The organism is Mesorhizobium sp. WSM4842 (assembly GCF_055901575.1).
This window is the reverse complement of record NZ_CM148372.1, coordinates 4,778,485-4,800,535: the sequence shown is the minus strand read 5'-3', so window position 1 is coordinate 4,800,535 and position 22,051 is coordinate 4,778,485. Positions and strand designations below refer to the sequence as shown.

Sequence of the window (22,051 nt, the reverse complement as noted above, 5' to 3'; positions counted from 1 at the left end):
TGCTGGGCACGCGTCACGTAGCCATGTTGGCTAGAAGAACTCACGCGCCGCCCGCGCATCCTGGCTGTCGTCGAGCTTACCGACAAGCTCGCCGTGAGGCGCGATAAATTCACGCGCTTTCTCGACATCTCCAAGGCTTCGAAGACAGCGAGCGAGTTCCACAGCGATACGCAGTTGGCCAATCGCGGAACGCTGCAAGGTAGCGACGTTCGCAGCCTTGTGGAGCATCGTCTCGATCTCGTCAGGTCCGCCACCGCTCTTTTCGCGGATACAGGCTTCGATCCTAAGTACTTCGGCGAGCTGGAAATAGGTTCCGTTGTAGCGGCCGAGCTCGAGGGCAGCTTCAACCGACTTGCGAGCGCTGTCCAGCCTGCCGCTGTCGCCCAGCGCTTCGGCGTAAAGGCCTATCAGATAAGGCAGCCCCATTTCAGCGCCGGTCCGGCGAATGGCAGATATAGCTTCCTCCATGCCGCGCAGGCCGGCCCCCCGTTCCCCGAGCCGGAATTGCCCCCATCCAACCTGGAACGCGGCTTGGCCGACAAGGAGCGGCAACTGGAACTTCTCTGCTATCTGCAACTCGCTTTCCGCCGCCCGAAGCGCGGCCTCAGGCTCCCCCGCGAACATATGGAGGTAGCTGGTCCCCCAATACGCAAGCGCCATGCTCAGCGGATGCTCGAAACGTCCGGCGAGCGCGGTTGCGTCTTCGCACCGTAGCCTTGCCTTATCCGGCTCGCCGGCCAGCCAGGCCGACAATCCCGAGAAGCAGCGGCAGCAGACGCCCGGGTCATGACCGGAGTACTTGTACGTCAGATAATGATCGCGGTCGGGGTCGTAGAGGCCGATGGCGCGTTCCGCATGGTTCTGGGCCGCCGCGGTCTCCCCAAGGAAGAAATTGTTTGTCCAGAACATGTGCTCGGTCTCGATCGCGAGACCGGGATCGCTGTCGTCCTTAGCCATGCCAGCCCATCGGCAGGCCAGTTCCTGCGCCGCTGCCGGCTTACCGCTAAGCATGTAGTATTGGGCTCTCCCGCGCAGCGCCGTGAACAGACGCGCCTGGTCGCCGATCTTACCGCAAAGTTCCTCGGCGCGCTCGAACGCGGCGAGCACTTCGGTCGCACCCCAGCCACGAGCCGCCATGAGGGCCACGCCCCTCGCGAGCTGGAACTCGATCTCTTGCTCATCGGCGTCGGCGACATCGTTGCTCCTCAGCAGCCTGACCCCAAGGTCCAGCTGCTCAAGCGCACTGACGTGCGCCGACCGCCTGATCGCCTTGCGAGCCGAGATCAGAAGATAGCCGACGGCTTCGACCCAGAGGTGAGCCTGTTGCGCGTGTCTGGCCAGGCGTTCGCTGTGCTCCTCAAGCCGGTCCGCATAATGGGCCTTCAATTCGGCAAGCGCAGTCCTGTGGAGCTCAATGAGCGCCGACGATACGATACGTCCTGACACGGCAGTTCGGATGAGGACGTGCTTGAAGCGGACGAAAGCCTCGGGAAAAACCTGAAGCTCCACTAGGAGATCGGCCTTCTTCAAATTCTGGAGGGCGGCATCGAAGCGCAGGCTCGACAGCGTCGCCATCCTTCGTAGCAAGGGCACCGGAATCTCTCCGCCGAAGATCGAGGCGACCTCGGCTACCCGCTTCGAATCCTTGTCGAGACGTTCGAAGCGAGCGTCGACGATCGTCTGGATACTCACCGAAACGATGATCTCGTCGACCTCGCCAGAAGGCCGGTAGTGGCCCGGCTGCCCTTCCAGCTTGCCGGTCTCGGCGAGAGCGCGGACGGTCTCTTCCAGGAACAATGCATTGCCTTTGCACGCATCCCCGACTGCACCGCGGAGCTGCGCCAGCTCAGGGTCCCTGCCAACCAGGTAGTCAAGAAATGCTGCTGCTTCGGCCGTATTGAACGCCGGCAGGCGGATTTCGGAAGGTCCTGCAGCGGCGAAGGCACCGCGATCGTATTCGGGTCGACAGGTCAGGATAAGCAGGCAGCGGACAGTGGGCAGTGCCTGCGCCAGCCGCACCAGGACCCCCTCACTCTCGGGGTCTATCCAATGAAGGTCCTCGACCAGGAGAACGACGGGCTTCCTGCGGCCAAGGAAGAGTAGAAGCCCAACCGCTGCTTCCTGCATGCGCCGGGATCGCTCCTGGCCAGAGATGATAGCCCAGTTCGGATCCTGAATGGGCAGTTCCATGACTGCCATGATCGGATCGAGGAGCCGCTCATCGAAGCCTTGCGCGCTTTGCGCGGCCAGTACCTTTTCGATTGCTATTGGCGGCGCTTCGGTGTCGCCCACGCCGAACAGGGTTTGCAGCAGCTTCCGAATTACGACGAAGCCGCTGCGCAGGTCCGTTTCGAGCGCGCCGACCTCCAGATTCTCAGCGTCATCGTGAGGGATGGCCCCAACGAATTCATGCGTGACACGCGACTTGCCGTGACCGGGATCGCCGACCACGAAAACCGTCTGACCTTCGCCGTCGAATACGTCATGCCAGGCCTTGTTCAGAATCTGCAGCTGCATCTCGCGGCCGACGAACGGCGACAGCTGCGTTTCGGCGCGCAATTGCCAGCGCGAGCGGCCCCGTCTGATCTCGATCACTTCAAAGAGCCGCTGGTTCTTCGGGTATTCCGACAGAAGTGGCGCTGCCAGCGCTTCCATACTGACGAAGCCGCCGGCCGATGCCCGGGTCCTGGCGGTTGCCACCACGAGATCGCGCCCCAACGCCTGGCTCAGCGTATGGGCCACGGACACCGGCCCGCCGCGCACCTCCAAAGCCCGGTCACGTGCCGGGCTGACGATGACGATGCCTGTGTCCAGGGCAGCACGAACGCCGGTCATCCAATCGCCATGGCGCAGCGCGAGCTCGCGCAGCGCGAGTGCGGTCCGGCAGGCAAGTGCAGCATGTCCTTCGAGCGGCTCAGGCGCGCCAAACGACGCGACGAGCTCGTTCTCGGAAATCGTCAGAACCGTTCCTCCGTTGTCGCGCACGAGTGCGGTGGCCTGCATGAGGAAGGGATCGACCCGCTCCAGCGCGACATCGGGAGGCAGGTTCTCCATCACCGGTTCGGCGTATTGGAAATCGGCGCACAGGATCGTTGCCTGTCGCCGGGTCCTCGGGTCGACCGCAACGACCGTTTGCGCCTGAAGCGCCTCGTTGGCAAATGCCGACGCCTCGAGAATGAAGTTGCGGAACGCGGGTTCCTCGGCAAGAAGGATGTGATTGGCGCTTTCCAGTTCGACGAAGCGGGCACCAGTTATCGATCTGGCGAGCTCCAAACCTTCCGAGAAAGGCGCGACCCGGTCGCCGTTGGCATGCAGGACGAGCGCTGGCACATGCAGCCTTTCAAGCGATCGCGATATGTCAATGTCGGCAAAGACATAGCTCAACCGCATCGCGTTTTCCGGCGTGAGTGTCCGGCGCTGCAGCTCATTGAACCAATCCATCTGCACGCGATTGGCGCCCGGTATAAACAGGTTGGTGAACATTTGGCGGAACAATGGGTCGTCCTGACCCCAGCCCCGGCGCATCAACGCCGAGATTGCTTCGCGTCTGACGATCTCCGCCGCATTTCCGCGCGCTCGCCATCCACGAACATATCCCCCCCAAATCAAGAGACCCGCGACCTTCTCGGGATGGCGAATGGCGTATTCGACCGAGAGAGCACAGCCTTGCGATATTCCAAGGAGGACGAAACGGTCGAGGCCCACGGCCTCTACGATGCATTCAAGATCGTCGACGAATGCATCGAAAGACACATCCTCACAGACTGTGTCGGAAAGGCCGTTCAGGCGCCCGTCGTAGCGTACAAGCGTGAAGCCGCTGGACAGGCCGTCGATCCAATGTCCCCAAACCGGGCTTTCCCAATCGAAGTCGAGATGGGACATCCAGTGCGAGGCACGCACGATCGCTGGCCCGGATCCGCTGATGGCATAGGCGATCCGGGTGCCATCGCGGGCATTGACGTAGCGTATCTGCTGCTTACCTGACGAAACCTTCGTCGAAGGCGACGGGACGGGTTCGGGCATAGGCCCCGTCAGCGGAGGTTCGGGGGCCGGCCGGCTAACAGGTCCAGCGGTCGTGCCACTTCGGATCGGGGCAGCGGCGACGGTCAGTCGAGCCTGATCGTTAATGCGGGCGATCTCGTCTGCTAGATCATTGTCTGGAAGAAGTGACTGCAGCGTGTGCAGGTGGGGAAGCGCCCGCTCAGGCTCGTCGCCCAGGCGATCGATCAGGGCGCGTAACGCCTTCATGTGCAGAATCTCGGTCTCGTTCGAACAATAGACGCGCCAAGCCTCGAACGCCTGGCAGCGCGGCAGATAGAGGTCCGACAAGAACGGGCCGGCGAAAGCCGCAGCGATCGCTTCCAGACGCTCTGTAGGCAGCGAACCAACCGCATCGGCCGACAGGCCCCTGATCAGATCGTAGTCGAGCCAGATTAATCCCGGCTTCAGTTGGACCACGTTGCGATCGGCCGCAAGCCGGGTCTCGCCGTCGGCGTTTAAGATCTGGCGCAGCTTCGAAAGGCTCCAACGCAGCGCGCCCCGAGGATCATCAGGGACGTCCCAGAACATCTCACAAAGCCACTCGCGGCGCTGCTGCTTTTGCTGCACGGCCAGATAGGCGAGTAACGCCCGCGTCTTGCGCGATTGCGTTAGGGCCACAGGCTCGCCGTCACGGCGAACCGTGAGGTCGCCAAAGACCCTTACTTCGAAGGCCGAGCTCAATCCGGTTGTCCTAACCGTATGGTCGGCCTTACATTAGCGACGAAGCATTTGGGTTCGCAACACCCAAACCGATGGCGGACGTGTCTTCACGCCCGCCATCGCATTTGACCCGTACTCCGTCACCGGACCTCAGCCCTGCGAGCGATCTCGCAAAGGCGTCTGAAGTTAATCACCCGGTCGAGGTGCTCCCGGACTGCCTCGAGCGGCGGACCTTTGCGGATGTCTTTCCACAGAGTGGATGTCGGGGTTGCATAGATACCGAATGAGATGTTCATAAAGTTGGCTCCTTGGTTTGCAGCGGACCATTCCGCTTAGTTCCTCGAACATGCGTTCTGCCCGTTGGAGACAGCGTGTGGGAGAGCATGGAAATGCGGAGCCGCCCGGCAGCCTATGGCGGCTAATCGAGCGGCACAGTGTAGGTTGTTGCCGTGCCGGACAGGCAAATCTCGCCTGCCGAGTTTGCGATGGTGGTTGACAGCGTGCAGATCGGCTTGTCTTCCCGCACGCTAAGCACCTCCGCGCGTGCGACGATCTCCTCGCCGATCCCGACGGCCTTGAGGAACTTCCACTCGACGCCAAGAAAGACGCTGCCGGGTCCCGGTAAGTCCTCGGCCACCAGAGCATTGAGCAGGCCGGAAGTGACACCGCCCTGAACTATGAGACGGCCGAATACGGTGCGGGCGGATAGGACATCATCGTAGTGGAGTGGGTTTCTGTCGCCGGTCATGTCGCTGAACGCAATGATGTCGCTAGCCCGAGTGATGCGCCTTCGCTCAGCACTGGCCCCGACTTCCGGTTGTCCGAACCGGACTCCGGACCATCCGGATCGTATGGTCGTTTGCATAGCCTTGCTCCTTGTTTTGTGTTTCAGATTGCCTCTAGCTGCGACGTCACTAGCCCTTGCGGGAGAGGCGGAACCTCGCGATCGCGCGCCGCCCGGGCCAAGAGCACAGCGACTTCGGATTTCATCGCCTCGCTGAAGCGCTTGTGGCGTTCAGGTAGCTCTTCGAGGGACCAGTCGAAGGCACTGATGGCGTCCGTGGTCTCAAGGATGGGCAGCGCGAGGCTGTCGCGTACTTCCTGGAACTCCCGCAATGCGGACTCGCGACAGGAAAGTATTGCCGTCGCGGCCCCTTCGGCATCACGCAGGGCGTCGGAAATACCATGCGAGGTCAGCGGATCGCGGAAGAAGCCGGCATCGCCGACCAGCATCCAGCCAGGGCCGTATGCCTGCCGCAATCGGCCGGGCGTGCCGCGGAAGGCCTTCAGACGTTCGCCACCATTGCCGAAGACCCGCGATTCCAATCCGGGTGCCAGCGCTGCCAGGGCAAGCTGTGCGGCGGAAAGATCGAAACGGAACTCCGCGTCAAACCGCTCGGTCGGAACGGATGCGACGATACAGGCAAGCCCGTCATTCGTCGGTATCACGCCGCCGGATAAGTTCTGGCCGAAATACCAGTGGTATCCCGAGAACGCCGGCGCGGGGGCGTAGCCGAAGACATGTGCCACCGAGCACCGCCCCTGCACCAGCGTCCGTGCCTCGACCTTGCGAGCGATAAACGAGCCGAGCCCGTCTGCTCCGACCACGATATCGGCGCTTATCTCGCGAGTTTGGCCGCCGGCATCTCTCAATGCGACGCCGCGAACACGGCGATGTGCGTCGAACATGAGATCATGGACCGGAGTGTCGTGCATAATCGTGGCTCCAGCGGCTCGTGCTGCATCGACCAACATGCGATCAAGCACCGTGCGGCGTGGAGCGATCAGGCCCGGAATATCTGGCTCGGGCCGAATGGGCACCGTGACCTCCTGCTCGCCATAGTGAAAAGTGGTAGACCTGATCACCGGCGCACCGCTTTGGATCAACGGTTGGAGCAGGCCCCAACGCGAAAGCTGCATGACGGCTGGTCGCATCAGCGCGTGTGTAGACAGCGTGTCAGATCTATAGGACTGGCGGTCGACTGCCAGCACCCGCAATCCTGCCCGGGAGAGCAGCATTGCCGTCGAGGCTCCGGCGCAGCGTGCGCCGACGATGATGGCGTCGTAGTGAGAATGTGCGGGGACGACATTGGAAAGCATCGGAATGTCCTTATGCTGCCTTGAGGCCGCTCTGACCGAGATAGTGTGAGACATGGTCGGCGATCGCTTGCGCGTCCGGCCCAACGCCTCCAATGAAATTGGAATCGCGCTTGCGCAGAAAGCGAAAGCCAAGCGCATAGAGGCCGGCGACGGTCGTTATCCCGCCCTTGTGGGCCAGTTCGCCATCGGCGGTGATGACGGGCAGTTTCAGCCATGAAAACGAGCGGCTGTAGCCGGTCGCCCATATGATGGTGCCGATGTCGTCGTTCGCGAACGACAGGCGCTTGAGGCAATTCGTCGGCACCTCGATCGGGGCGGGGGCGCCGGCCATGGATTTGTGACCCGCGAACTGGTCGACCTGGCGAAGGAGCCGGTCCTGCTTGGCGTCCGCCGCCGTGATGCTATCTTTGAGATCATCGGCAAAGCCAATTATCCCGTTCGAGATGCCTTTCAACCGCCCGGTGAGTTCGACTCCGATGCCCTGAAGGGTCGCCAGATCGACATTGGAGCGATCCGCCCGACCGGCAAGTTGAAGTGAAGGCTGTCGTCTGGCGCTGTCGGGATCTGTCAAATCGTCCAGCCGCTGGGACATGAATCCCATATGGTAGAGCCACCAGAAGATATCCTTGTCTCGCCAGATGCGCGGCAAACGCGTGTGCTTGCCGACGGACAGGATTACGCGTCTGCCACTGCGTCGCAGCTCGTCGGCAATCTGGACGCCCGACGACGATGCGCCGACAACCAGCACGCCGCCTGACGCAAGCTGGTCGGGACTTCGGTACTGCGAAGCGTGGATGCTGACCGGTTGGTCCGCGCTGGTATGCAGCGGGAAGGGCATGCTCGGCACGTCGCAATGACCGGTGGCCACAACGACGACTTTCGCCGACCAGTCGCCGGCGGTCGTCCGCAGCCTGAAGCCTTGCCCATCCGGTTCGCACGACAAGACATCGACGTACGAGCGCACCGGCGCTTGCGATCGATGGGCATAGCCAACCAGGGTTTCCACAAACGCGTCGCGGCTCATGTAGCCGTCGGGTTCGGAGCCACAATATGGGGAGCCTGGCAGCCCGTTCAGCCAATTGGGCGTCAAAAGGCGGAGCGAACGCCATGTCGAGGACCGCCACCGTTCGCCAATGCGCCCGCGTTCCAGAACGACATGCGAGATCCCGCGTTTTCGAAGGCAATGGCTCAAGGCGATGCCCGCCTGGCCAGCGCCGACGATGACAACGTCAGCCTGTTCCATATTGTTTCCATCAGTTTTGGAGGCGACGGTTCAGACACCCTCCGAACCGCCTTTCCGGGTGGATCACTGGATGGTTTTGACACCGACCGAAACGGAAACACCGTTCGTCAGCACGTCGAAGACCGCGGACCGTGCCCGTGCCTGCTCGACCAGTTGCTGGAGCTTCTCGGACGGCGCATCGCCCTCGATTTCGAACGCCACCGTGATGTTCTGAAAGCCGTTTCGGACCGCGTCGGAAATCCCGAGGATGCCGCGCAGATCGATGTCGCCATCGACCGAACACTGCACCTTGGTCAGCTTGATGCCGCGCGCCGCGGCGATGTTGGCGACGCCCGCCATCAGGCAGCTGGCGAGCGCATGCAGCAGCCATTCGACCGGGGTGGGGCCGTGATCGGCGCCGCACAGCACGGCCGGGTGGTCGCTGTCGGCGTAATAGGCTTTGGCATGCTTCTGTTCCTGGCCGGCGCCGTGGAAGCCGAGCATGACGCTCTTGCTGTGGGTGCCTTCGACCCACTCGTTGTGGGCGCGGAACTGGAAATTGGCCAGTTCAGGCTGGCCGGCGACAAAGTTGATCGTTGCCAGAAGGTTCGGCGTGTCGACGCCGTTCAACGGTGGCCTTGAGGCCTTGGTGGTGTGTTGCATCGTCTTCTCCAAGTGAATAGTGCGGCGAATTTGCCGGACCGCTTCTTTGTGACGGCGCTGCGTTTGAACGAGGGTGGTTGCGTTCGTGGAATTTGCCATGGAATTGCTTGATCCACATGCTTCCACGCTACGAAACGATCTGCGAGACGTGGGCCTTGTTCAAAGCGCCAAAACCCCGGCGAGGTGATCGCCAGGGATTGCGCGGTTGAGTAATTCTTGTGTTGAAGGCCTGGCCCGACTTCGGGGCAAACCTCTCGCGCCCGTCGAGCCGAGCCTGTTCAGCAGGCCGGGTCAATGTGGATCAGCATCATTTCGCGTTCAAGCGACCGCGTTGAGCGCTGTTGGCAATTGTAAACCGCATGGACGTGACGTGATCGATCTCCGAGCGGCCGATGCCCATGTCGTTGAGCAGATAGTCGGGCATTGAATGTAGCGTGACTCGCTCGCTGCGCATCTTCAATGCACGGAAGGCCAGGCAGATCGCGTATTTGGCAAAGCCGATAGCGTCGAGCCTGTCTCTCGAGGCGGAATAGTTTGCGTGATCGATAGTGGTCATTTTTGTCTCCATCCTCGCGACGCGACCATTCGCGCCGTCGATTAGAGGAGGTTGCGATAAGACCAGGGGAGTGAGCGTTTGAGCCTCCGTCGAATTATGGTCGAATTCGAGGGAGTGGATCCGTTAAACTGCGGATGCAACCACGGGAATCGACAGCCACTGTCAATCCCGGCCGCCGGGCTGGGCCACGGGCGCGTTTGGTTTCAAAGCGCGAACATCGCTAACTTAAGTGCCGATTGTTCCGGCATCGGATACCTCACGCTGCGAGCTGATCCTCGCGGGCAGCCGCGATCATCACACTTGCGAGCGACGCATAGGCTGCCTCCCAAGCCTCGCGGACCGCCGGCGTGAAGGCCGTGCCGAGGCCGGCCGCCATCGTGTCGATGAGCGCTTGCCCGACGATCGGGTAATGATGCTCCTTGAAACCGCAGGCCACATGACGCTTGGCGAGCTCGCGTACGGTCGGAAGGACGGTGTTGGCACGATCCAGTCCGCGCACGACGGAGCCCAGGCTCGCCATCAGCTCTGCGCCTTGCTTGGGCATGTCGCTCGCCAGAAACAGTGCGCGAAGATCCGAGTCGATCGCGAACAGGCGTTCATAGAACAGAGCCGCGGCTGCCACGCGTATCGGGAGGACCTCGTGGAAACTATCCTGGACAAGTCGAATCTGGTCGGGTGTCATTGGCGACGCTCCTGCGCTCATGGCCTGCGTGCGGCTCGACCATCCGCCCAAAACGTTTCGTATGCATGTCGCCCGGCGCGTCGATGTGTTTCAGTTGTGTCTCAATTGGGGTTCGGTTTGCGCCCAGTTGTATTCAGATTCCTTCTGTGTCCTGACGGTGCCCGGAAACCTCTCAATGTGACCAAGCGTCTAGGAAACATTCCCGAACAGTTCTCTGATCACAGATCACTCGAATTTTCATCGCCTGGTAGCTCACGGCCGAAGCTTATTGCGCCGCTGAATTTGTCGCAATCGGACCAATGTCCGCACCGGTCGTCTCCCGCCATTCCCAACGCGCAAGTCGGATCGTCATCACCAGAAGCCAGTACCGCTTGAAAAAGTGGAGCCGGCCCGGGGACGGGGCCGGCTCCTAAAACCCGGTCGTTGGGGACGGGGAGAGTGGGGACTCGACCGGGTTTTTGCGTCGCGTCCTTAGCGGACGCTGGCGACCGCTTCGGAGCGGCCGTCGTTGATCGTTACCCAAACGCCCGAATTCTGGCTCGATTGGCGTTTCAGGTAGGTGTACTCGGTGGCGGTCCAGGACAGCACCCTGGTTTCGAGATTGTCGAGGATGAACTCTCCGAGGCTGGTGCGCACGGTCAGCACCGCGTGGCCGTCTCCGTTCGGCTGGCGCGCAACCGTCATCAGCAGGTCACCGGCCGGAACGCCGATGTTCATCAACGCGCGGCGCTTTTCCAGCGCATAGTCCTCGCAGTCGCCGAAGCCGCTGTTGGGATAGGACCAGACTTCTTCCTTGCCCGACAGTTCCATATCGGTGCGTGGCGCGATCCTGCTGTTGATGGAATTGTTGATGCTCACGATCTTCGCCCACAGCTTGCGGGTCAGCTCGACCGGCGCCTGCTTCGGCGTCCGCTGATTGCATTCCTGCGGAATCTTCTGGCAGAACTCGTAATGGCCGACCGGCTGTGTGGTGCGGCTGCCGGTGTGCATGAAGGCAGGTCCCGCTGCATACGCTGTTCCCCAGGCGGTAAGCTGCATCGCCATTGCCAAGAGCAACAGCTTGCCCCTCGTCTTCTTCATCGTCCAGTCTCCCCGTTTGAGGAGACAATGACACGGTTGGATTTATTCGACGCAAAGGTCCGAAGTAGACATTAAGTAAAACTCCTATAGAATAAACATAAAATTTGAATCGTTTCAGTATAAAATTGTTGAGGCGGTTTCGCGGGAGTCACATCGGCGCGACGCGGTGCCTTGGCGCGGCATCGGTTGGCAGCCCGCGACGGCCGGCGCGGGTCAACAAAAAAACCGGCCGAAATGGGCCGGTCGATTGCGGCAATGTGCGCTGTTTGTCAGGTGCCGGATGCGTTGAATTCGGAATCGAGTGTTTCGGGCCGCTGGATGACCGCGAACTCGATGGCGACGCCGTCCTCGAAATGGCGCACCACCTGGCCGCGCATGGTGCCGAGCATGATCTGGATGCCGATCGCCGGCTTGACATCGATCTCGACCGCGGCGCCCGAAAGCGACAGATCGATGATGCGGCACTGGTACTGGCGCCCGTCACTGAGCTGAAGCACGCTGTTCGGATTGCGCGGCGCCACGCGTTCGTGACGACGGTCCTCCGGCAGATCGAGCTCGTGCTTGTTGGCAAGCCAGGTCAATTGCGCGGCAAGCTTGTCCTTCTTGCGTTCCGACGCGATGACCGTCATCGCGAAACCGTCCTGCAAAATGCGGGTGACGACGCCCTCGATGCGGCCGATGTGATCGATATAGGCGATGACTTTCTCGCCCGGCATGCCGATGCGCTCGGTGCGAAGCGCTACATTGCCCGGCGACATGTCGACCACCTGGCACGGATGTTCGGTGCGATCCTCCAGCATGAAGCGTCCGTAGATCTTCACGCGGACGCGCTGAAAGTTACGCCTTTCAGCTCGGGACGGCGCGGTGTCGACCGCCGCTGACCTCATGACTGCCTACACCCCGTTTGGCATTCCGCGCGTTGATGCGAGGAACTTCGTCGGAAAGCTACAGCAAAGCAGGTTAACAAAGGGGAAAGCCTGACCCCGCTACTTTAGCGTTTTGGACTATTCCTCGCGCCCGCCGTCGAACACGACCAGATGGCGGATGCGGCGCGCCTGGCCGAGCGCCGAAATCGTCTGGGGCGGATCGAGTTCCGACGGGACAAGCGAAGGAACGTCGATGGCCGGCCGGCTCCTGGGGAATTTCGGTTCCTTCTCCGGATCGACGACACGGATTGAATCGATCAGGGCGTCGGCGATCGGATCCGCGCCCAGCCAGAAGGGTTTTTCAGCAGCGCTTATCACACCGAGGCAACGCGGATTTTCGACGCCGCCGTCGAGCGGCAGGGCGAGCAGCTCGAACTTGCTGGAGCGGTCGGTGCGGCTAAAACCTTCATAGGTGATGAGCACTACGGATTTCTGATCGAAGACGCCGTGGATCAGTTTTGAGACAAGCCGCTGGTCCTTCTCGCGCCATAGCGAGGGAAAGGAAAACCCCTTGAGCTCACGGCCATAGACCGCGCAAAGCCTGGTGCCGGCGAGCCGGAATACCGCTTCGCCGCGCGTATCCTTTTCCAGGATGAAGGTGTCGGCCAGCAGCGACTTGATGTCGGCTGGCTCGACTTCCGAACGCTTCGGGGCAGGGCGCCCGTCACGCAGCCGGTTCCAATAATGGAACAGCGTGATCGATCCGTTCTGGTTCATGCTATGCTGCTCCGCGCAATCTGTCGTCTGATGTCCCATCGGTGAACAGAAGGGCGCCCTCCGAGGACCTACATGCGTTGCGGAGCAGGATGCGTGCCAGCATCGTTAACACTTGTTCACGGGTCGGGGTCGTTAAGGTTAACAAGTGGTTTACGTTGCGCCCCGCCCACCCCCGTGGCACGCTAAAACCACTCCAGAAGCGGTCGTTTTGCAGCGATCGGCAGTAGTTCAGTCAAGAGTTTGGGGGAGCACGGGGGCTCGACCAGCCGTTCAAGGGCAACCTTGGACGGCTTCTTTTTGATTCGCGCCAATTTTGATTCGCCCCAGTTTTGACTTGCGTGGGGCGATTCGCCCCTTTGTGAATCGGGTGACCGTGATCTACATGCTCGCGAAGTCGAATCCAGCGACTGAGTGCGAGCCATATGAGCGAACCAGCAAGCCCATCGGAAATCGAACAGGGCGAGGGCGGACCTGTCGGCCGCGAGCCGGAGCCGCGCCGCGAGCCGGTATTCAACATGCCGCCGGTTGTGCTGGCGCTGATCGGCATCTGCGTCGTCGTTCACCTGATCCGGCTCTACTGGCTCACCGAGGACCAGGATTTCTCCCTGCTGATCCGGACCGCGTTCATTCCGATCCGCTATTCCGGTCGCTTCGACCTCGATTTCTACGCGTTTTCGAGCCCCTTCACCTATGCCTTCCTGCATGGCGGCTTTGCTCATCTTGCCGTCAACATAGTGTGGCTGGCGGCTTTCGGCTCACCGCTGGCGAACCGCTTCGGCGTGCTTCGTTTCAGCCTGTTCTTCGCGGCGACGGGGCTGGCGGCGGTGGTTCTGTTCTGGGCCGTGCATCCGCTCGGCCAGGCGCCGCTGGTCGGCGCATCGGGGGCGATTTCCGGCATGATGGGGGCCGCCGCCCGCTTTGGCTTCCGCACCGACCGCTCGTCCGGCAAGGCCGCCTTCGCCGGCGCGCCGCTGCCGATGGCGGCGGTGTTCCGCTCGCGCGGCGTTGTGACTTTTCTTGCCATCTGGATGGTGATCAATCTCGCCACCGGCCTCGTTGCCTTCGCGCCCGGCATCGAAAGCCAGATCGCCTGGGAGGCTCATATTGGCGGTTTCGTCGCCGGCTTCTTCGGCCTACCCGCTTTCGATCGACGGCAGCAGGCGGATGAGTTCATGGTCTGAGCCTCGCCGCACTTGAAAAGCAATCGATCGCGGCGCACGATGTCTGGCACCATCGAAAGCCGGTCAGGGCAGGAAACCGGCAAGTAAAACTGAGGAGGACGCCATGACGGTTAAGGCAATTCTCGAGCAGAAAGGCCACGACGTGTTGACGCTCGGGCCGAACGAAAAGCTGAGCGAGGCCATTCGCATCCTGGCCGAACACAGGATCGGTGCGCTGGTCATCACCAATGGCGATCACAAGATCGTCGGCATTCTTTCCGAGCGCGACGTCGTGCGGGTCCTCGCCAGGGAAGGAGCCGCCGCACTGGATATCGCGGTGCGCTCGGCAATGACGCCCAAGGTGAAGATCTGCAATGAGAACCACACCGTCAACGAGGTCATGGAGATCATGACCAGTGGCCGTTTCCGCCATCTGCCGGTGGAAAAGGACGGCCTGCTCGACGGCATCGTATCGATAGGCGACGTGGTCAAGCGGCGCATCGAGGATGTCGAGCGCGAGGCCGCGGAGATCAGGGCCTACATCGCGACGGCGTGATGCCTTGTTTCTTCAGCCGGCCGGCCGGCTGGATTCGATGTGAAGCGCCAGCTTTGGCTTTGCGCTTGTCTCTTTTTGTGGTTTGCACTAGCGAGTGACTTTCACGTCCGACGTGACGGAATTCACGTTGAGAATTGAATTCCGTCACCGATAACTCGCAGGCCACTATGACCCTCATCGACACCCGCACGCCCGAGCCCAAACGCCTGATATCAGGCGCCACCGGCGACTGGGAGATCATCATCGGCCTCGAGGTGCACGCGCAGGTGACCTCGCAAGCAAAGCTGTTCTCCGGCGCCTCGACGGCTTTCGGCGCGCCGCCAAATGCCAATGTCAGCCTCGTCGATGCGGCGATGCCGGGCATGCTGCCGGTCATCAACGAGGAATGCGTCAAGCAGGCGATCCGCACCGGCCTCGGACTGAAGGCCGAGATCAACCACAAGTCGGTCTTCGACCGGAAGAATTATTTTTATCCCGACCTGCCGCAGGGCTACCAGATCTCGCAGTTCAAGCAGCCGATCGTCGGCGAGGGCAAGGTGATCGTCTCCGTCGGCCCGGACCGGCAGGGCGAGTTCGAGGATATCGAGGTCGGCATCGAGCGCCTGCACCTGGAGCAGGATGCCGGCAAGTCGATGCACGACCAGCATGCGACGATGTCCTATGTCGACCTAAACCGCTGCGGCGTGGCGCTGATGGAGATCGTCTCCAAGCCCGACATGCGCTCCGCCGACGAGGCCAAGGCCTATGTCACCAAGCTGCGCACCATCGTGCGCTATCTCGGCACCTGCGACGGCAATATGGACGAAGGCTCGCTGCGCGCCGACGTCAACGTCTCGGTGCGCCGGCCCGGCGGCGAATTCGGCACGCGCTGCGAGATCAAAAACGTCAACTCGATCCGCTTCATCGGCCAGGCCATCGACTACGAGGCGCGCCGCCAGATCGCCATCCTCGAGGACGGCGGCAAGATCGACCAGGAAACGCGGCTGTTCGACCCCAACAAGGGCGAGACGCGCTCGATGCGTTCCAAGGAAGAAGCGCACGACTACCGCTATTTCCCGGATCCCGATCTTCTGCCGCTGGAATTCGACCAGGCCTATGTCGATGCGCTGGCAAAGGATCTGCCTGAACTGCCCGACGCCAAGAAGGCGCGGCTGATCTCCTCGCTCGGCCTGTCGACTTACGACGCCTCGATCCTGGTGTCGGAAAAGGCGGTCGCCGACTATTTCGAGAAGGTGGCCGCTGGTCGCGACGGCAAGCTCGCCGCCAATTGGGTCATCAACGATCTGCTGGGTGCGTTGAACAGAGCCGGCAAGGGTATTGAAAATGCTCCGGTTTCGCCCGATCAGCTCGGCGCGGTCATCGACCTGATCAAGGAGGGCACCATCTCCGGCAAGATCGCCAAGGATCTGTTCGAGATTGTCTGGAACGAGGGCGGCGATCCGCGCCAACTGGTCGAAAGCCGTGGCATGAAGCAGGTCACCGACACCGGCGCCATCGAAACGGCGGTCGATGAGGTGATATCAGCCAATCCGGACAAGGTCGAGCAGGCGCGCGCCAAGCCGAGCATGGCCGGCTGGTTCGTCGGCCAGGTGATGAAGGCGACAGGCGGCAAGGCCAACCCGCAAGCGGTTAACGACCTCGTCAAGGCCAAGCTCGGGATCGAATAGGATGATGTTCGTTCGCACCGCTGGCGAGCGCGATCTTGCCGCGGTCCGCGCGCTGCTGGTCGAAACCTGGCACGCAACCTACGATGGTATTTATGGTGCTGCCAAAGTCACCGAGATCACTGATGAATGGCATTCGATCGCCTCGCTCAAGGCGCGGCTGACACGGCCGAATTCCGAATTCCTGGTCGCAGACGACGGCAAGCGCATCGGCGGCATGACTTTCGCCGCAGCCACCACCGATGCGAAGATCGTCATGCTGAACCAGCTCTACGTGCATCCGGCCTGCCAGAGGCAGGGGATCGGCCAGGCGTTGCTGGAAGAGGTCGAAGCGAGCTTTCCGGAGGCGCGGACGCTGCGTGTCGAAGTTGAAGAGGCAAACGCTCAGGCAGTCGCCTTCTACCGCTCGAAAGGGTTTTTGCCGGCCGGCAACACCGCCGACTGCGGCGGTGGTTCAGGGCTGCCGGCGCTGATTTTCGAGAAGACGATCGGCTAGATTTGCCTGCCCGGATATGTCGCAGTCGGTTGCGTTTTACGGGCTGCGCCGGTCGGTTGCGGCGCCCTCAATGTTGTCCCTTGAGGACGACAAGATAGCCTCGTTCGACGTGAAGGCGAAAAGCGACTTGCCCCGATGTCTCAGGGTCTTTGAAAGATTTGTCGATGACATAGCCGCCCGTATGGGAGCGCAGCCATCCCTCGGGATTGTCAGTGCTTTCGAACGGCTTCTGCAACCGGGCAAGGAAGCCGACTTCGTCCTGATAGTCGAAGTCGACAGCCCAGGCCGCGTCCTTCCGTTCGTCGATGAAATTCGCCAGCGGCGTGAGATCGTAAAGTTTGAAGGCCGTAGCGGACGCGATTGCATGTCCGATGCCGAACATGGCAAGCATGCAAAAGGCGGCGGCCTTGATCCTGGCGGGCGGCACCTCGGCCATGAAATACCCGAACACGATCGTCGCCAGAGGCAACTCCGGAACGAGGTAATGTGGCTGTTTGCCGGATATAGCGCTGAAAACCAGCACGACGGCCACGAACGACATCGTCAGCAGACGCAGTTCCGAAAGATCTCTTGACCGTGTTTGTATCAAGCCGCGTATCCGCGCCGGCAGGTGCAACCGCCAGACATGCGGCACGAAAATCCACGGGATGAACAAAAGCGGCAGCAGCACGACATAGAAATAGAACGGCCGGCCGTGGGAGTTGTGCAGGTTGCCGGTGACACGCCCTGCCGACTGGTTCCAGACGAGATCGTAGACGAAATCGCCTTTCGTCAGGATGGTCGCAGGCACCAGCCAGATCGCCACCGGGATCAATGCGGCGAGAATTGCCAAGCCCGCCCCGGCGAAGAATTTCGGCGTCGCCAGCCCGCCCTGCCGATCGCGCCAGAACGGATAGAGCAGGATGGGAGCGCCGACATGGATGAGCACCACCGGACCTTTCGTCAAAATACCCAGTCCGATGAACAGGCCCGCCAGCACGGCGTGCCAATGGTTGCCGCTCCTGGCAAAGGCAAGCAACGACAAAAGTGCAGCGAGCACGAAGACCGTCAGCAGCATGTCGAACAGGATCAGCGTCGAATAAATGACGAAGATGGTGCTTCCGGCGACGAGCCAGGGGACACGGCTTACGATGTCGTCGCGTCCGGGAAAGAGGGTTTTTGCCAGACGCGTCGTCAGCCAGATGACGAGCGACGATGCGACGAAGATGACGAGCATCGCGGCAGCCCGGCTTGCGCCGAAAATGTCCCAGGCCAGATCGATAAGCCAGAACAGCAGCGGCGGCTTTTGCAGATAGGGCGCGAAATTCATCGTCGGAACGAAGATCTGTCCGCTCTGATACATCTCCCAGGTGACGCTGAGATATCGCGTTTCATCCACAGGCAGGAGCGGCCGGAAAGCGACCGCGATGCAGATCAACGCAAGCAGGAACAGATAGGGGAGCAGCCGCTCGACATGTGCCGGTATCAAGATTGGGATCCGCGCCAGGAATCGTTCTCATTCCAGCCGAGCATCGATGCTGCGCTCCTGGAGCGCGCAGGACCGCACCATGATTTTGGCCGAATTGTAGCGGAGCCGGCCTGGTAGCTTGGATTCTAAAGATGTCGTCCACAAAGGTCGGAAAAATATGCGGATTGCCTGAACTAGAATTACGGGAATTACGGGAAGTCCGCAAAACACGCCGCAGGTAAGAATTCGGCAGTGGCTAACGCTGAGGCAAAAAAAGGCATGGTGCGACGCACAAAAATATTGCAATGCACTGCAGATGCCGTAACGTCAGGCTCCTGAATGAACGAGGCGGCTTTTCTAAAAGGCCGCCCACCGCAAAGGATGGAAACTATGACCAAGACCGCCGATAAAACTGCTGAAATCACCGAGAACGCAGAAGTCCCGACCGAGGCAACCGATCAGATCCTCGCTGTCGCCGAAAAGGGCGTCGAGCAGTCGAAAGAAGCCTTGTCGAAATTGGCGACCGGCGCCGAGGCGACCCAGAAGGCTCTTGAGTCGTCCTTCGAAACAGCCAAGACCGCCAGCAATGAGCTGTCGCTGAAGACGATCGCCGCGCTGCGCGCAAATGCTGAGGCCAGCTTTGCTCACCTCGAAGCCCTGGTAGCCGTGAAATCGCCCTCCGAGTTCATCGAACTGCAGACTGACTTCTTGCGCAAGCAGGTGGAAAAGACCGTCGAGCAGAGTAAGGAGTTTCAGGCGGCGGCGACGAAAGCCGCCGAAGACGTATCCAAGCCGATCAAAGATGTCTACGAGAAGGCGATAAAGGATCTCAAGGTCGCCTGATTGGCCTAGGCGGAGGGAACTTCCACATTGTCGATGAGCCGGGTTTTGCCCAGCCAGGCGGCTGCGAGCAGGCGTCCGTCACGGTTTCGCAGCCACGGCGCGAGCGCCAGACTCTCGCGCGCCGCGACATAGTCGACTTTGTCGAAGCCAGCCTTGACGAGCGCGCGGCCGGCCTCGGCGATCGCGCTGCCTTCATCCGCGCCTGCCGCTAGTGCCGCTGCCGTCCGGCGCAATATGGCGTTGAGCTGGCGCGCCACCCCGAGCTCGGCTTCGCTCAGATAGGCATTGCGTGACGACATGGCGAGGCCATGTGCGTCGCGTACCGTTGGTGCGCCGAAGATTTCCACCGGCAGATCGAGGTCGCGGCAGAGCTGCCTGACGACGCAAAGCTGTTGGTAATCCTTTTCGCCGAAGACCGCATAATCGGGCAACGTCTGCAGGAAGAGCTTTGCCACGACCGTCGCGACGCCGTCGAAGAAGGTCGGCCGGAAATCGGATTCCAGCCCGGCGGCCGGCCCGCCGACGGAGATTCTGGTGGCGAAGCCGGCCGGGTAGATCTCCGCGACATCAGGGATGAAGGCGAGCTGTGCGCCGGCCTCGGCCAGCCGGTCGAGGTCGCGGGCGAGCTGTCGCGGATATTTGTCGAAGTCTTCACTCGGCGCGAACTGCGTCGGGTTGACGAAGATCGAAACAACGCAGCGTTCGGCCTTTTCCAGCGCGATCCTGACCAGCGAGATATGGCCGTCATGCAGCGCACCCATGGTAGGCACCATGGCAACGCCGAGACCATCGCAACGCCAGTCGCGGATTTGCGCGCGAAGAGCGGCGACACTGTCGATGACGAGAGGCCGGCTCATGCTTTGTCCCGGCTCATTCTTTGTCCCCACTCGTTCTCTGTCCCCACTCATTCTTTGTCCCCACTCATTCTTTGTCCCCACTCATTCTTTGTCGTTGTCGGCTGCGGTTGAAAAGACATGGGCCGGGCCGGGGAATGTCCGGCTTCGCACCTCCGCTGCATAGCTGGCCGCCGCCTGCAATATGACGCTGCGCAGGTCGGCATATTGTTTGACGAATTTAGGCACCCGGTCGACGGTCAGGCCGACCATGTCGTCGATGACCAGGATCTGGCCGTCGCATTCGCCGCTGGCGCCGATGCCGATGGTTGGAATGGAAATGTGCCGGGTGAGGTCGGCGGCGACGGTCTCGACGGTGCCTTCGATGACCACCGAAAACGCGCCGGCCTGTTCGACCGCGTCGGCGTCGCGATAAAGCGCCGTCACATTCTGCTCGGTCCGGCCCTTGATCCTGTAGCCGCCTTCGCTTTCCACCGATTGCGGCTGCAAGCCGATATGTCCCATGACCGGAATGCCGGCAGCGACGATCGCCGCGATCTGCGGGGCAACTGCGACGCCGCCCTCCAGCTTGACCGCCTGGCAACCGGTTTCGCCGACGATCCGCCGCGCCGAGGCAACGGCTTGGCGCGGCGTTGCCTCATAGCTTCCGGCCGGCATGTCGACCACCACGCAGGCCTTGGCTGAACCTCGCATCACCGCTTGTCCATGCGCGATCATCATCTCCAGCGAGGCGCCCAGCGTGGTCTTGTGGCCATGGAGAACCATGGCGACGCTGTCGCCGACCAGAAGCAGGTCGACATGGCCGTCGAGCAGGCGAGCGACCGGGTAGGTATAGGCGGTGAGGCAGACGACCGGCACGCCGCCCTTGCGCAGGCGAATGGCGCCGGCACTGATCCGCAGTTCAGGGTCGGATGCATCCGGGGCCATCTTTACCTCCCTCAACCGCCAATCAGGCTGGGTACCTGCATGGGACGCGCAGAGCATTAGAAAGACCAGGCAGCCTTGGCAAGGCATGCCTCGACAGAGGCGAAAGGCTTGCCAGGTTTGCATCGGTTTTCCGACCGCGATTTGCGTGACGCTTGCGGCAAAACCCTTGCCTTAGCGATGGCCTGACGCCATAAGCAGGAAACAGGCGCCGCCGCTGCCGCCGCGAGGACTTGCCACTAGGACTTGCCACGAGGACTTGGATGAAGACGTTCCTTCTGCAGTTTTTCACCTGGTGGAACAGCCAGACGCTGGGCACGCGCTTCCACACCTGGCGGCATGGCAAGAAAGTCGGGCAGGACGAGGCTGGCAACGTCTACTACGAAGGTGGTGTCGATTCGGAAGGCCGCGCCCGCCGCTGGGTCATCTATCGCGACTATTCGGAAGCCTCGATGATTCCGCCCGGCTGGCATGGCTGGATGCATCACCGCGTCGATACGCCGCCGCCGAGCGACAACTACAAGCCACGCGACTGGCAGAAGCCGCATCAGCCGAACCTTACCGGAAGTGCCGCCGCCTATCGCCCCAAAGGCTCCGTGCTCACCAATCAGCACCGCCCGCAGGTGACGGGCGACTACGACGCCTGGACGCCGGGGACGTAACCGCTCGTCGAGACGGATCGGTCCTTTATCGCCACAATTGGCGTTTAGCTGCTTGCCGATCTGACAGCAGCGACTAGCCTTGGGCGCGACAGAATCACCCCGGGCGCAAACCACCGGACCCTGCATGAGCATTTTCAGCCGAATCTCGATGGGCGGACTGACGGCCGCCGCCGCTTTTGTCGCCTGCGCCATCGCCGCCGCACAGACGCTGGAGGCGCCAGTGGAACCGGGGGCACCGATGGGGCTGGAGCCGCCAATGGAACCGGGGGCGCCGATGGAATTGGAGCCGCCAGTGGAACCGGGGGCGCCGATGGAGATGGAGCCGCCAGTGGATCCGGGGGCGCAAGCGGCACCGGAGGCGCCAGTGGAGCCGGATGCGACAGTGGAACCGGATTCGACAGGGGAACCGGATGCGACAGTGGCTCCGGCGGCACCGGCGGCACCGGAACGCATCACCAATCCCGTCGCCGAATTCGCCGGCATCGACAAGATCACCGGCCGCATCATCACCTTCGATGTCTATATCGACGAGACGGTGCAGTTCGGTGCTTTGCAGGTGACGCCGCGCATCTGCTATTCGCAGCCGCAAACCGAAGAGCCGAAGACCGATTCCTTCGTCGAGGTCGACGAGATCACGCTGGATCGCAAGATCCGCCGTATCTTCACCGGCTGGATGTTTGCCGAAAGCCCCGGCCTCAACGCCGTCGAGCACGCGGTCTACGACGTCTGGCTGAAGGGCTGCAAACAGAAGTCGGAGGTGCCGGCACCCGACGCTGCTAAATCCAATTAGGGCGCCAG

20 protein-coding genes are annotated in these 22,051 nt (G+C 61.6%); 7 read left to right on the top strand and 13 right to left on the bottom strand.

Features of this window, described 5'->3' with window-relative positions:
- Positions 1 to 30: 30 nt before the first annotated feature.
- The 10 genes from AC0NIE_RS23330 to AC0NIE_RS23285 all read right to left on the bottom strand — a co-directional run bounded on the left by AC0NIE_RS23330 (position 31) and on the right by AC0NIE_RS23285 (position 12,647).
- Positions 31 to 4,722 carry an alpha/beta fold hydrolase gene (locus AC0NIE_RS23330; protein ID WP_473488661.1) on the bottom strand — a complete coding sequence of 1,564 codons (4,692 nt, stop codon included), beginning with the start codon at positions 4,720 to 4,722 and terminating at the stop codon, positions 31 to 33.
- A 397-nt stretch (positions 4,723 to 5,119) separates the two neighbouring features.
- The gene (locus tag AC0NIE_RS23325) at positions 5,120 to 5,566 is read right to left on the bottom strand and encodes a MaoC family dehydratase (RefSeq protein WP_473488662.1); all 447 of its coding nucleotides are present in this window, start codon (positions 5,564 to 5,566) and stop codon (positions 5,120 to 5,122) included.
- A 23-nt stretch (positions 5,567 to 5,589) separates the two neighbouring features.
- Positions 5,590 to 6,801 (bottom strand): NAD(P)/FAD-dependent oxidoreductase, encoded by a 1,212-nt coding sequence (locus AC0NIE_RS23320; protein ID WP_473488663.1) that lies wholly within the window; start codon positions 6,799 to 6,801, stop codon positions 5,590 to 5,592.
- 10 nt (positions 6,802 to 6,811) lie between these two features.
- Entirely contained in the window at positions 6,812 to 8,044 is a 1,233-nt protein-coding gene (locus AC0NIE_RS23315; protein WP_473488664.1) for a flavin-containing monooxygenase, read from the bottom strand.
- Positions 8,045 to 8,107: 63 nt separating this feature from the next.
- The gene (locus tag AC0NIE_RS23310; protein ID WP_473488665.1) at positions 8,108 to 8,686 is read right to left on the bottom strand and encodes an OsmC family protein; all 579 of its coding nucleotides are present in this window, start codon (positions 8,684 to 8,686) and stop codon (positions 8,108 to 8,110) included.
- 307 nt (positions 8,687 to 8,993) lie between these two features.
- The gene (locus AC0NIE_RS23305; protein ID WP_473488666.1) at positions 8,994 to 9,242 is read right to left on the bottom strand and encodes a hypothetical protein; all 249 of its coding nucleotides are present in this window, start codon (positions 9,240 to 9,242) and stop codon (positions 8,994 to 8,996) included.
- Positions 9,243 to 9,498: 256 nt separating this feature from the next.
- Complete coding sequence (locus AC0NIE_RS23300) at positions 9,499 to 9,924, bottom strand: globin family protein (protein WP_473488667.1); 426 nt, start codon at positions 9,922 to 9,924, stop codon at positions 9,499 to 9,501.
- Between the two features lie 471 nt (positions 9,925 to 10,395).
- Positions 10,396 to 11,004, bottom strand: a complete 609-nt coding sequence (locus AC0NIE_RS23295) for a transglutaminase-like cysteine peptidase (protein ID WP_473488668.1) — start codon at positions 11,002 to 11,004, stop codon at positions 10,396 to 10,398.
- A gap of 269 nt (positions 11,005 to 11,273) precedes the next feature.
- Positions 11,274 to 11,891, bottom strand: a complete 618-nt coding sequence (locus AC0NIE_RS23290) for a PilZ domain-containing protein (RefSeq protein WP_473488669.1) — start codon at positions 11,889 to 11,891, stop codon at positions 11,274 to 11,276.
- A gap of 117 nt (positions 11,892 to 12,008) precedes the next feature.
- Entirely contained in the window at positions 12,009 to 12,647 is a 639-nt protein-coding gene (locus AC0NIE_RS23285) for a PAS domain-containing protein (protein ID WP_473488670.1), read from the bottom strand.
- A 422-nt stretch (positions 12,648 to 13,069) separates the two neighbouring features.
- On the opposite strand from AC0NIE_RS23285, the gene AC0NIE_RS23280 reads away from it, so the two are divergent.
- From AC0NIE_RS23280 to AC0NIE_RS23265, 4 genes are all read left to right on the top strand, one after another.
- The gene (locus AC0NIE_RS23280) at positions 13,070 to 13,828 is read left to right on the top strand and encodes a rhomboid family intramembrane serine protease (protein ID WP_473488671.1); all 759 of its coding nucleotides are present in this window, start codon (positions 13,070 to 13,072) and stop codon (positions 13,826 to 13,828) included.
- A 103-nt stretch (positions 13,829 to 13,931) separates the two neighbouring features.
- On the top strand, positions 13,932 to 14,363 hold the full coding sequence (locus AC0NIE_RS23275) for a CBS domain-containing protein (RefSeq protein WP_023798170.1): 432 nt from the start codon (positions 13,932 to 13,934) through the stop codon (positions 14,361 to 14,363).
- Positions 14,364 to 14,530: 167 nt separating this feature from the next.
- Positions 14,531 to 16,030: an Asp-tRNA(Asn)/Glu-tRNA(Gln) amidotransferase subunit GatB gene (gene gatB, locus AC0NIE_RS23270; RefSeq protein ID WP_473488672.1), complete on the top strand. Its 1,500-nt coding sequence runs from the start codon at positions 14,531 to 14,533 to the stop codon at positions 16,028 to 16,030.
- A 4-nt stretch (positions 16,031 to 16,034) separates the two neighbouring features.
- A complete protein-coding gene (locus tag AC0NIE_RS23265; protein ID WP_473488706.1) occupies positions 16,035 to 16,523 on the top strand; it encodes a GNAT family N-acetyltransferase in 489 nt (162 codons plus the stop codon).
- A gap of 67 nt (positions 16,524 to 16,590) precedes the next feature.
- On the opposite strand, the gene AC0NIE_RS23260 is transcribed toward AC0NIE_RS23265, so the two are convergent.
- Positions 16,591 to 17,991, bottom strand: a complete 1,401-nt coding sequence (locus tag AC0NIE_RS23260) for an ArnT family glycosyltransferase (RefSeq protein WP_473488673.1) — start codon at positions 17,989 to 17,991, stop codon at positions 16,591 to 16,593.
- Positions 17,992 to 18,360: 369 nt separating this feature from the next.
- Here AC0NIE_RS23260 and AC0NIE_RS23255 point away from each other — a divergent pair, with 369 nt between their 5' ends.
- Positions 18,361 to 18,813: a phasin gene (locus AC0NIE_RS23255; RefSeq protein ID WP_473488674.1), complete on the top strand. Its 453-nt coding sequence runs from the start codon at positions 18,361 to 18,363 to the stop codon at positions 18,811 to 18,813.
- A 5-nt stretch (positions 18,814 to 18,818) separates the two neighbouring features.
- Here the strand turns inward: AC0NIE_RS23255 and panC are convergent, their stop codons facing one another.
- Entirely contained in the window at positions 18,819 to 19,670 is an 852-nt protein-coding gene (gene panC / locus AC0NIE_RS23250; protein ID WP_473488675.1) for a pantoate--beta-alanine ligase, read from the bottom strand.
- 81 nt (positions 19,671 to 19,751) lie between these two features.
- Positions 19,752 to 20,594 carry a 3-methyl-2-oxobutanoate hydroxymethyltransferase gene (gene panB, locus AC0NIE_RS23245; RefSeq protein WP_473488676.1) on the bottom strand — a complete coding sequence of 281 codons (843 nt, stop codon included), beginning with the start codon at positions 20,592 to 20,594 and terminating at the stop codon, positions 19,752 to 19,754.
- Positions 20,595 to 20,854: 260 nt separating this feature from the next.
- On the opposite strand from panB, the gene AC0NIE_RS23240 reads away from it, so the two are divergent.
- On the top strand, positions 20,855 to 21,253 hold the full coding sequence (locus AC0NIE_RS23240) for an NADH:ubiquinone oxidoreductase subunit NDUFA12 (protein WP_473488677.1): 399 nt from the start codon (positions 20,855 to 20,857) through the stop codon (positions 21,251 to 21,253).
- A 274-nt stretch (positions 21,254 to 21,527) separates the two neighbouring features.
- On the top strand, positions 21,528 to 22,043 hold the full coding sequence (locus tag AC0NIE_RS23235; protein ID WP_473488707.1) for a DUF2155 domain-containing protein: 516 nt from the start codon (positions 21,528 to 21,530) through the stop codon (positions 22,041 to 22,043).
- Positions 22,044 to 22,051: the final 8 nt, after the last annotated feature.